The sequence below is a fragment of the Pantoea sp. CTOTU49201 genome, assembly GCF_032054795.1.
GTDB classification, from domain to species: Bacteria; Pseudomonadota; Gammaproteobacteria; order Enterobacterales; family Enterobacteriaceae; genus Pantoea; species Pantoea symbiotica.
On the sequence record NZ_DAMBSA010000138.1, the window covers coordinates 1 to 10,364 of the forward strand.

The following is a 10,364-nucleotide window of genomic DNA, read 5'->3' on the forward strand; positions in this document are numbered from 1 at the left end:
TTACATGAGATTGTCCAGGCGCTTTGGCATCAGGATTTTGCCGCGCTCGGCAATCCGGATGTCGTTTGGATTGTTTACGGCGTGATGTTTTTAACGCTGTTTCTGGAAAACGGTTTGCTGCCCGCGTCATTCCTGCCGGGCGATAGCCTGCTGTTACTGGCGGGCGCGATGGTCGCCAAAGGTGTGATGGATTTCGTGCCGACGATTGTGATTTTGACCACGGCGGCCAGTCTCGGCTGCTGGCTCAGCTATCTGCAAGGGCGCTGGCTCGGTAACACCAAACTGGTGAAAAGCTGGCTACTGCATCTGCCTGCGCAATATCACCAGCGCGCGTGGAATATGTTTAACCGCCACGGTTTGATGGCGTTGCTGGTTGGCCGCTTCCTCGCTTTTGTACGCACCTTGCTGCCCACCATGGCCGGCATTTCCGGTTTGAACAATGGTCGCTTCCAGCTGTTTAACTGGCTGAGCGGTTTGTTGTGGGTTGGGATTGTGGTGACGCTGGGTTACGGCATCAGCCATGTACCCTTTATTAAGCGCCACGAAGATCAGGTGATGGCGATCCTGATGATTCTGCCAATCGCGCTGCTGTTTATCGGCCTGGCCGGCAGCATTGTGGTGATTTGGAAAAAACGCCGCCAGAAAGCTTCCTGATTACGACGCGGCGTCAAACGGTAAGGTTTGACGCACGCGGCTCGCCTCTTCTCCCGGCGTCACGCCGAAATAGCGCTTAAACTCACGCGAAAACTGTGACGGACTTTCATAGCCGACGCGCACCGCCGCCGCGCTGGCTTTCATGCCATCCTGCAGCATCATCAGGCGCGCCTGATGCAGGCGATAGCGCTTGAGGTATTGCAGCGGCGAGGTTTGCGTCACCGCTTTGAAGTTGTGATGAAACGCCGAAACGCTCATGTTCACTTCAGCAGCCAGCATGTCGACGCTCAGACTTTCCGCAAAGTGACTTTCGATGCGACGCAGCGCGCGCGCAATCTGGCTGAACTGCGTCTGGCGATTGACCAGCGACAGCAGCGCGCCGCCAATCGGTCCGGTTAACACGTAATAGATGATCTCGCGCACCAGCTGCGGTCCCAGCACGCGGGCGTCGCGCGGATTGTTCATCACATCCAGCAAGCGTTCGGCCGCACACAGCATCTCTTCGCTCATAAACGCAGAATGGATGCCGGAAGTTTGCGCCTGAGGCTGGAACTGCTCGTCATCGCCGATATCCATCAGCAAATCCTGCAGGCTGGCGACATCCACGCTCAAACACATGCCAGCCAGCGGCTCCGTCAGCGTGGCTTCGGTTTCACACTCCACCGGCAGCGGCACGGTGAGCATCAGATATTTGGTGGCGTCGTAGTGAAAAACCGTGCTGCCGAGATAACCGGTTTTACGCCCCTGAAACAGAATCACAATGCCAGGTTGATACATCATCGGCGTACGCGGCAAGGTTTCGCAGGCGTAAATCAGCTTGACGTTTTCTACCGCGCACAGCGGCTTATGCAGGTCACTCATCAGCGCAACTACGCGCTGCGCCAGCTGGCGGCAAAGGGCGTCGTATGGCATGCATCTCTCTCGGGCAGCAAAAAAGTCAGTTTGCCGTAAGGCTGTGCAAAGCTCCACCATTCTGGAGAATCAGGCAAGATTCTTGCAGAAATCCATCAGGCAAAAGTGCCGCCCGCTTGCCACAATGATCCTGAGGTGAGGTTTGTTGACTAGACTTAAGCACATCTTTTCTACGGTAAGTCACTGCAACAGATAAGGAGCAACTATGGCAGAGCAACCCATTATTAAATTGCGCGACGGCAACATGATGCCGCAGCTTGGCCTCGGCGTGTGGCAAGCGAGCATTGAGGATGCGCGTAACGCCATCCTGGAAGCGTTGAAAGTAGGTTATCGCTCCATCGATACCGCCGCTATCTACAAAAATGAGGAAGCGGTTGGGCAAGCGCTGCAAGAGACCGACGTGGCGCGTGAAGACATTTTTATCACTACCAAGCTGTGGAATGACGATCAAACCAACTGGCAGCAGGCGATGGAAACCAGCCTGAAGAAGTTGCAGCTGGAGCAGGTGGATTTGTATCTGATGCACTGGCCGTGCCCGGAAAAAGACAACTACGTTGAAGCCTGGAAAGGATTGATTGAGCTGCAGCAACAGGGCTTAACCAAGAGCATCGGCGTATGTAACTTCCACGAGGCGCACCTGAAGCGCTTGATCGATGAAACCGGTGTGTCACCGGTGGTGAACCAGATTGAGCTGCATCCGATGCTGCAACAGCGCACGCTGCATGCGTGGAATGCGCTGCACCAGATTCAAACCGAATCCTGGAGCCCACTGGCGCAAGGCGGTAAAGGCGTGTTCGATCAGGAGATTATCCGCGAGCTGGCGAAGAAGTATGGCAAGACACCAGCACAAATCGTGATTCGCTGGCATCTGGATAGCGGTTTGGTGGTGATTCCGAAGTCGATTACCCCGGAACGTATTCGTGAGAATTTCCAGGTGTTTGATTTTAGATTGGATAAAACTGAAGTGAGTGAGATCAGTAAACTCGATAGCGGTAACCGTTTGGGGCCGGATCCGGAAGCGTTTAACGGGTAGTCATATGAAAAGGTCGCCATTAATGGCGACCCTACGGTGCGCGGTTATGCGCACCGTTTTATTAAGAGACCGAGTTAACCAGCAACTGCCCCGCCGTGCCGCGATCCGCCATCTCCAACGTCTGGCTGTAATAGACAAACGGGAAGTGATCTGACGAACTCTGCGGGAAGCTCACCAGCAACTCCACGCTGCCATCAACCCACACGGTATCTTTCCAGCCGCGATCTTCACCCATCGGCTGCGCGCCATTGACGTTCTTAATCAGGAACATTACGCCCTGAATATGCAGCGATTGCGGGCGATCGGCGTGGATAATCCAGCGCTCAAAGGTGCCCTGCTGCACGGTGGTATCGATGCGGTTCATGTCCCACAGCACGCCGTTAATGCCCGGCTCGCTGTCGCCAATGCGGAACTCACGTGTGCGCGTCGCAACGCCATCGAGAATCTGATCCGCCAGCAAACGCATCGGCAGATTGTCGGTGACCAGCGGCAACAATCCGGTTGGACGTAAACTCAGCACCAGCGTATTGGTCAGAATCGATGAAGGCTCAAACAGCCCGCGCAGGCGATCCATCAAACCCGCCGCCGTTCCGGCCGTAATCGAAACTTCATCGCCCTGCGACATATCCACCAGCACTTCGCGACGTTCGCCGGGTGCCAGCGTTAGCAACTGCACCGCCACCGGCGCAGGCAGGAAGCCCTGATCGCTGGCGATCACCGTAAAGGGACGATTATCGGAGAAGCTGAGATCGAAGCGGCGCGCGTTCGAGCCGTTCAACAAACGCAGGCGCACCCAACCGCGTGACACTTCGACATAGGGATTTTGCACGCCGTTCACCAGCAGCACGTCGCCCATAAAACCGCCGCTGGATGGCGGGTTATAAACCGGCGTGGCGAAGTTATCGAGGCGTTTGTCCTGAATGATTAGCGGGAAATCATCGACGCCATAATGCTTCGGCAGCGGCAGCGATTTACTGACGTCATCTTCCACCAGCCACATGCCGGCGAGCCCGTTGTAGACATGCGGCGCCATGCGGTTTGGTGTGTTGGCGTGATACCACAATGTGCCCGCGCCCTGACGAATCGGCAGCACGGGCGCCCAGTCAGCTCCCGCCGACATCATGCGCGGCGCACCGCCCATTAACGCGCCCGGCACCTGCAAACCGCTGACGGTCATTGAGACCGGTTCGTTGAGGCGATTGCTGTAAATCAGCTTCACATCGTCGCCGCTGTAAACGCGCACCGTTGGGCCGAGATACATGCCGTTAAAGCCCCACACCGGCACTTTATTGCTGTTGCCGCTGAACGACCAATGGCTGCGCTGCAAGGTAAGAAACAGCGGCTGACCGCGACGGGATTCAATCAGCGGTGGAATAGGAAGTGGCGTATCGCCCAATGGCGCGGCGGCGCGGGCGGCGAAAGGCATAGCACCGGAAGCCAGTGCTACACCGGCAGAAAGCTGAATAAACTGACGTCTGCTGCAAGACATAAAACTTCAGACCTTTTGAGCGTGGCGTGAGGACGCCGTGTCCATGTTGTTCTAATTAATTATTAGTTGCTGTGTGGCTTGAGAACGGGGCAGATGATCACCTGCCCCATTTTGGCTGGTCAGAGTTTACCGCTTTTTTCGCGCTCGGCGACTTCGGCGTTCAATTCTTCCAGTTTAGTCGACATTAATTCACGGCAGTGCGTGGCGAGCTTGCGCACCGAGGTGGTAGCAAACTGCGAGGTATCGACCGGCGGCAACATCTCAACAATCACCAGGCCGTTGTTCCAGCGGTTCAGCTTAATCTTGTCGTGGGTGTTGGATACCACGATCGGGATGATCGGCACACCGGCTGCGACCGCCGCATGAAACGCGCCGGTTTTGAACGGCAGCAGACCACGTCCGCGGCTGCGCGTCCCTTCCGGGAACATCCAGAACGAGATGCGCTTTTTGTTGAACTGATCCACCAGCTCACCGATGGTGCCGTGCGCTTTGGAGCGGTTATCACGGTCAATCAGCAGGTTACCAGTTAGCCAGTAGAGCTGGCCAAAGAACGGAATCCACAGCAGGCTTTTCTTGCCCACGGTTACTGTGGTCGGCTGCACGATTTTCGCCGCCGTGATCATGTCGTAGTTGTTCTGGTGGTTAGCGATATAGATCGCGTTGCCGTAATGCGCGGCTTCAGCCGGTTTACGCAGTTCCACTTTGAGACCAAACACCGTCGACAGACGACCAAGCATATGGCCGAACGTCGAGACATGACGCGGGTTACGCGGTGAAAACAGACACCAGATACTGCCGAAGATACATACCAGAATCGAATAAACAATAACAATAATTGCTCGTAAAATTAGTAACATAGATTCCTCAAATTGGGCATTCCATCGCCTGAATAACAGCGTTACTCTTCACTCGCGTCGGCTTTCGGACGCGCTGGTGCATTCACTTCTACACTATCGATACGTTGCAGACCACGCGCCACGCTGCCGCGACGACCGCGATCGGCACGCACTTTCTGCAGATCTTCATCACGCATGATCAGCTTACGTTTACCGACATACACGGTGATCGACGCGCCTGGCGGCAGAATCAGCAACCATTGTAGTTTGTCGGTGCCCGCAGCGGCTTCCGCTGAAGGAATCGAGATGATCTTGTTGCCTTTGCCTTTCGACATCTGTGGCAGATCGCCAACCGGGAACATCAACATGCGTCCGGCCTGGGTAATCGCCAGCAGCATATCATCGCCCGAATGCACCGCCATTGGCGTCATCACTTTGGCGTTTTCTGGCAGCGTCAACAGCGCTTTACCGGCACGGTTGCGCGATACCAGATCGGCAAAGGTACAGATGAAGCCGTAACCGGCGTCAGAGGCCATCAACAGCTTCTGATTGTCAGGCTCCATCAGCACCTGCTCAATCACCGCGCCAGGCGGTGGCGTCAGTTTGCCGGTGAGCGGTTCGCCCTGCCCGCGCGCGGACGGCAATGACGTTGGATCCAGCGTATAGCTGCGCCCGGTAGAGTCGATAAAGGCCACCGGCTGATTGCTCTTGCCGCGTGCGGCGGCCAGATAGCTGTCGCCCGCTTTGTAGCTCAGGCCCGCCGGATCGATATCGTGACCTTTGGCGCTGCGCACCCAACCCATCTGCGACAGCACGATGGTCACCGGCTCGGCGCTCACCAGCTCGGTTTCGCTCAGCGCTTTGGCCTCTTCGCGCTCGCGCAGCGGCGAACGGCGATCGTCGCCGTAGGTTTGGCTGTCGGCCAGCAGCTCTTTCTTCAGCAGATTGCTCATCTTGCGCTCGGACGCCAGAATCGCCTGCAGCTGATCGCGCTCTTTTTCCAGATCCGCTTGCTCACCGCGAATCTTCATCTCTTCCAGTTTGGCGAGATGACGCAGTTTCAGTTCGAGAATCGCTTCGGCCTGGGTTTCACTGATGTCAAAGCGCGACATCAACACCGGCTTCGGCTCATCCTCGGTACGGATGATGTGGATCACTTCATCAATATTGAGGAACGCCACCAGCATACCTTCAAGGATATGCAGGCGACGCAGCACGCGGTCTAAACGATAGTTGAGGCGGCGCGTCACGGTATCGCGACGATACACCAGCCACTCAGAGAGGATTTCCAGCAGGTTTTTCACCGCCGGACGGTTATCCAGTCCGATCATATTCAGGTTAACGCGGTAGCTTTTTTCCAGATCGGTGGTGGCAAACAGGTGATTCATCACCTGCTCGAGATCCACACGATTGGAGCGCGGCACAATCACTAAACGCGTTGGATTTTCGTGGTTGGACTCATCACGCAGATCTTCCACCATCGGCAGCTTTTTATTGCGCATCTGGTTAGCAATCTGCTCCAGCACGCGTGCGCCCGAAACCTGATGCGGCAGCGCGGTGATCACCACATCGCCATCTTCCTTTTTCCACACCGCGCGCTGGCGAATCGAACCACGCCCGCTTTCATAAATCTTACGGATTTCGTTGCGTGGCGTGATGATTTCCGCTTCGGTCGGGTAATCCGGACCTTGCACAATATCCAGCAGCTCATGCAGCGTGGTGTTCGGGTTGTCGATCAGCTTGACCGCCGCTTCCGCCACTTCACGCAGGTTATGCGGCGGAATGTCCGTCGCCATACCCACGGCAATGCCGGTGGTACCGTTTAGCAGAATGTTGGGCAGGCGCGCCGGCAACATCTTCGGCTCCTGCATGGTACCGTCGAAGTTCGGGATGTAATCGGACGTGCCCTGACCAAGTTCGCCCAGCAGGATTTCAGCGTATTTCGACAGGCGCGATTCGGTGTAACGCATCGCGGCGAAGGATTTAGGATCGTCCGGCGCACCCCAGTTTCCCTGACCATCCACCAGCGGATAGCGGTAGGAGAACGGCTGCGCCATCAACACCATCGCTTCATAACAGGCGCTGTCGCCGTGCGGATGGTATTTACCCAGCACGTCACCGACGGTACGCGCCGATTTTTTGAATTTGGCATTGGAATTGAGGCCCAATTCCGACATGGCATACACAATACGGCGCTGCACTGGCTTGAGACCATCGCCGATGTACGGCAGCGCGCGGTCCATGATCACGTACATGGAGTAGTTCAGGTACGCGTTTTCCGTAAACGTGTGCAGGGCAAGACGCTCTGCACCATCCTGCGTCAATTCGCTCATTCAGCTCGCATCCTCACTTCGTGGCCCGCAACGGCGGGACATCCGGCGGTCATTTGGCGAGGATATTACCTTATTCGTGCGGTTTAGTCACAGAGAAGCCCGTTCAGCAAACAGAAACGGCTTACATTTAATAACGTGATATTGGTTGAAAAATTAAAACGGAATGGGAGCCATGTCACAGTGAATATCGATAATAATATGTGAGCAACTTCGCAATTAATATCCCGATGGATTCAGCGTATTAATAGTGTCCGCAAGCCGGGACAACATTTAGTATTGTTGCTTACTGATTCCTCTCCTAAATTCATACTCCACAAGCACCACATTTTTGCGCTTCTGATTTCTGGCATGGAATAAATATAAACATCAATTAGCCATAAACGTTTTGCCAAAATAAGGGTGACCGAATGCAAATACTGACTTCGCGACAACACCGATTAGTAAAATTGCTGCTGCATCATGCCGCGCCGCAGCCGAGTAAAGCATTAGCGACACAGCTTGGTGTGTCGGAGAAAACCATTCAGCGCGATTTACAGTGGCTGGAGAGCTGGCTGAGCGACTGGTCGCTGCAGCTGGAAAAAATGCCGGGACGCGGCGTGCGCCTGCGAGTGGACGATCTGCAGCAGCGTCTGCAACTAGAGCAGCAGCTTAACGGTGACGAAAGCAGCTCGGATGCGCTGAGCCATAACAGCCGACGGGTGAAGATTGCCTCGCAGCTATTAAGTGATGCACCACGCGCGACCTCAATCAGCAAATTGTCAGAGCGCTACTTTATCAGCCATGCGTCGATCGTGAATGACCTGAAAGTGATTGAAGAGTGGCTGCAGCCGCTGGGTTTGGTACTGCAGCGCGGCCCCGGCGGCACGCACATTGAAGGCAACGAGCAGACGCTGCGCCAGGCGATGGTGTCGCTGATTAATGATGTGATGCAGCAGAACGTTGCCGGTACGCCGCTGCTACCGCGCCTCGATCCCGGCAGCCAGCAGGCGCTGGTGCACTATTTTGGCGATGAGGATGTGGCGTTTGTGCAGGCGCTGCTGCAACAGATGGAGCAGCAACTGAGTTATCCGCTGGGCGACGCGTGGTACCTCAATCTTTGCACTCATATTCTGATCATGATGCATCGCATGGCGCAAGGTAACGCGCTGGCGCTGGAAACGCTGACCAGCGCGCAGGATCTCGACCAGCGCATTCTGAACATTGCCCAGCAGATGGTGGTCCAGATTGAACAGCGCATGTGCTGCGCATTGCCAGCCGATGAAGTGGGTTTTATTTATCAATATATTGTCTCGTCCGGCATTGTGGTGGAAGAACGTGGTGATAATGCGCCGCTGCATAATCAATTTTCCACCGCTGAATCGGTAAAAATAACCTGTGAATTAATCGATCGTTTCGCGTCATTTATTCAGCAGGACTTATCACAGGACCGATTATTATTTGAAGGGTTATTAGTCCATATAAAACCATTATTAAATCGACTCAAATACCATATTCATATTCGTAATCCGCTGCTGGAGGATATTCAGCAGGAGATGAAAGAAATATTTTCCTTAACTCAGCAGGCGATGCAATTAACCGCGCGCAGCCAGGGACTTTCATCAGTGGCGGATGACGAAATAGGTTATCTGTGCGTGCATTTCCAGGCGGCGCTGGAGCGACAAATTGCCCACAAACGCATTCTGGTGGTGTGCTCGAGCGGCGTCGGGACCTCGCATTTGCTGAAGAGTCGCATCCTGCGCGCCTTCCCGGATTGGGCGATTGTCGGCGTGGTTTCCGCCAGCAATCACGCGGAGTTTTGCCAGCGAGAAACGGTGGATTTGGTGATCACCACTATTCACCTCAATGCCGGATCGGTTCCGGCGGTATATGTCAGTGCCTTTTTTAACGATGACGATATTCGGCGGGTGACAGACGCCATGATTGGCAGCCAGCTGCCCGACGGCGCCTCCTGCGCTTTGGCTGAACATTAATTGAATGAGGATTGATCATGGATATTTCGCGCATTCTCACGCCACGCCGCGTTAACCTGGCGCTGACCGCCACCACCAAAGAACAAGCGATTAATGAACTGACCGATTTGCTCTACCACGACGGCGCCATCAGCGACCGCGCCGCTTTTATCGAAGACGTCTGGCTGCGTGAAGCCGAAGGCTCCACCGGCTTCGAAAATCACATCGCCATTCCGCACGGTAAATCTGCGGCGGTGAAACAAACTACGCTCGCCATCGGCCGCACTCAACACGACATTCCGTGGGAAACGCTTGATGGCAGCCAGGTGCGCTGCATCATCCTGTTCGCGGTGCGACTGGAAGATCAGAACACCACCCATATTCGCCTGTTGTCGCAGGTGGCCAGTGCGCTGGCCGATGATGAGGTGATAGCCCAACTGCTGGTGGAAAACGATGCCAGCAATATCATCCGGCTGTTTAGTCAGTACGCCGAAACCGACCTCTGTTAACACCCTAACTCTTTGAGGTAACACATGAATATCGTCTGTGTAGCGGCCTGCACGGCAGGCATCGCGCATACCTATATTGCGCGCGAAAAACTGATTAAAGGGGCCCACGCGCTGGGCCACACCATCCACGTTGAAACTCAGGGCACCATCGGCACCGAAACGGCGCTGACGCAGGAAGACATCGCCGCCGCTGACGTGGTGATCCTCGCCGTTGACGTGAAGATCAAAGGCGAGGAGCGCTTTCAGGGCAAACCCATTGTGCGAGTGAAAACCGAAGTAGTGATCAAATCACCGGTGAAATTCCTCGAAAAAGTGGCGGATTCACTGGCGCGCGCTTGAGGAGATCCATCATGAATGACAACAAACGTCAGTACGGCCAGGAGATCAAAGGGCATTTGCTCACCGGGATCTCGTGGATGATCCCGCTGATCGTCGCCGCCGGGATCTGCATCGCGCTCGGCCAGGTGATTGGCGGCCCGGATGTCGGCAAGCAGACCGGCACTGTCGCCTGGATGCTCAACCAGATCGGCGGCTGGGGCATGGGCTTAATTGTGCCGCTGATCAGCGCGGCGATCGCCTACTCCATTGCCGATCGTCCCGGCTTCGCGCCCGGCCTGATCGTCGGGTTTATCTGCGGGCAGATCGGTAC

10 protein-coding genes are annotated in these 10,364 nt (G+C 55.4%); 6 read left to right on the top strand and 4 right to left on the bottom strand.

The features are described from left to right. Positions 1-654, top strand: a 654-nt coding sequence (locus RTY00_RS11625; protein ID WP_312664548.1) for a DedA family protein, incomplete at its 5' end; no start/stop codon positions are given. Here the strand turns inward: RTY00_RS11625 and RTY00_RS11630 are convergent. After that, positions 655-1,566 carry an AraC family transcriptional regulator gene (locus RTY00_RS11630; protein ID WP_312664549.1) on the bottom strand — a complete coding sequence of 304 codons (912 nt, stop codon included), beginning with the start codon at positions 1,564-1,566 and terminating at the stop codon, positions 655-657. 205 nt (positions 1,567-1,771) lie between these two features. Between RTY00_RS11630 and dkgA the strand changes: the two genes are divergently transcribed. Then, on the top strand, positions 1,772-2,599 hold the full coding sequence (gene dkgA / locus RTY00_RS11635) for a 2,5-didehydrogluconate reductase DkgA (protein ID WP_008103359.1): 828 nt from the start codon (positions 1,772-1,774) through the stop codon (positions 2,597-2,599). A gap of 61 nt (positions 2,600-2,660) precedes the next feature. Here dkgA and ftsP read toward each other — a convergent pair whose 3' ends face one another. From ftsP to parC, 3 genes are all read right to left on the bottom strand, one after another. Next, positions 2,661-4,088, bottom strand: a complete 1,428-nt coding sequence (gene ftsP / locus RTY00_RS11640) for a cell division protein FtsP (protein ID WP_312664551.1) — start codon at positions 4,086-4,088, stop codon at positions 2,661-2,663. 119 nt (positions 4,089-4,207) lie between these two features. Next, positions 4,208-4,945: a 1-acylglycerol-3-phosphate O-acyltransferase gene (locus tag RTY00_RS11645; protein WP_312664552.1), complete on the bottom strand. Its 738-nt coding sequence runs from the start codon at positions 4,943-4,945 to the stop codon at positions 4,208-4,210. Between the two features lie 41 nt (positions 4,946-4,986). Further along, entirely contained in the window at positions 4,987-7,257 is a 2,271-nt protein-coding gene (gene parC, locus RTY00_RS11650; protein ID WP_312664553.1) for a DNA topoisomerase IV subunit A, read from the bottom strand. A gap of 407 nt (positions 7,258-7,664) precedes the next feature. On the opposite strand from parC, the gene RTY00_RS11655 reads away from it, so the two are divergent. From RTY00_RS11655 to RTY00_RS11670, 4 genes are all read left to right on the top strand, one after another. Next, positions 7,665-9,227 carry a transcription antiterminator gene (locus RTY00_RS11655; RefSeq protein WP_312664554.1) on the top strand — a complete coding sequence of 521 codons (1,563 nt, stop codon included), beginning with the start codon at positions 7,665-7,667 and terminating at the stop codon, positions 9,225-9,227. A 17-nt stretch (positions 9,228-9,244) separates the two neighbouring features. Then, entirely contained in the window at positions 9,245-9,715 is a 471-nt protein-coding gene (locus tag RTY00_RS11660) for a PTS sugar transporter subunit IIA (RefSeq protein ID WP_008103369.1), read from the top strand. A 24-nt stretch (positions 9,716-9,739) separates the two neighbouring features. Further along, a complete protein-coding gene (locus RTY00_RS11665) occupies positions 9,740-10,054 on the top strand; it encodes a PTS fructose transporter subunit IIB (RefSeq protein ID WP_008103372.1) in 315 nt (104 codons plus the stop codon). Between the two features lie 11 nt (positions 10,055-10,065). After that, the coding region (locus RTY00_RS11670; RefSeq protein ID WP_409519134.1) for a PTS transporter subunit EIIC at positions 10,066-10,364 on the top strand (299 nt) is incomplete at its 3' end.

Coding starts and splice junctions, on each gene's coding strand:
- RTY00_RS11630 (WP_312664549.1), bottom strand. CDS start 1,566: ATGCCATACGACGCCCTTTGCCGCCAGCTGGCGCAGCGCGTAGTTGCG.
- dkgA (WP_008103359.1), top strand. CDS start 1,772: ATGGCAGAGCAACCCATTATTAAATTGCGCGACGGCAACATGATGCCG.
- ftsP (WP_312664551.1), bottom strand. CDS start 4,088: ATGTCTTGCAGCAGACGTCAGTTTATTCAGCTTTCTGCCGGTGTAGCA.
- RTY00_RS11645 (WP_312664552.1), bottom strand. CDS start 4,945: ATGTTACTAATTTTACGAGCAATTATTGTTATTGTTTATTCGATTCTG.
- parC (WP_312664553.1), bottom strand. CDS start 7,257: ATGAGCGAATTGACGCAGGATGGTGCAGAGCGTCTTGCCCTGCACACG.
- RTY00_RS11655 (WP_312664554.1), top strand. CDS start 7,665: ATGCAAATACTGACTTCGCGACAACACCGATTAGTAAAATTGCTGCTG.
- RTY00_RS11660 (WP_008103369.1), top strand. CDS start 9,245: ATGGATATTTCGCGCATTCTCACGCCACGCCGCGTTAACCTGGCGCTG.
- RTY00_RS11665 (WP_008103372.1), top strand. CDS start 9,740: ATGAATATCGTCTGTGTAGCGGCCTGCACGGCAGGCATCGCGCATACC.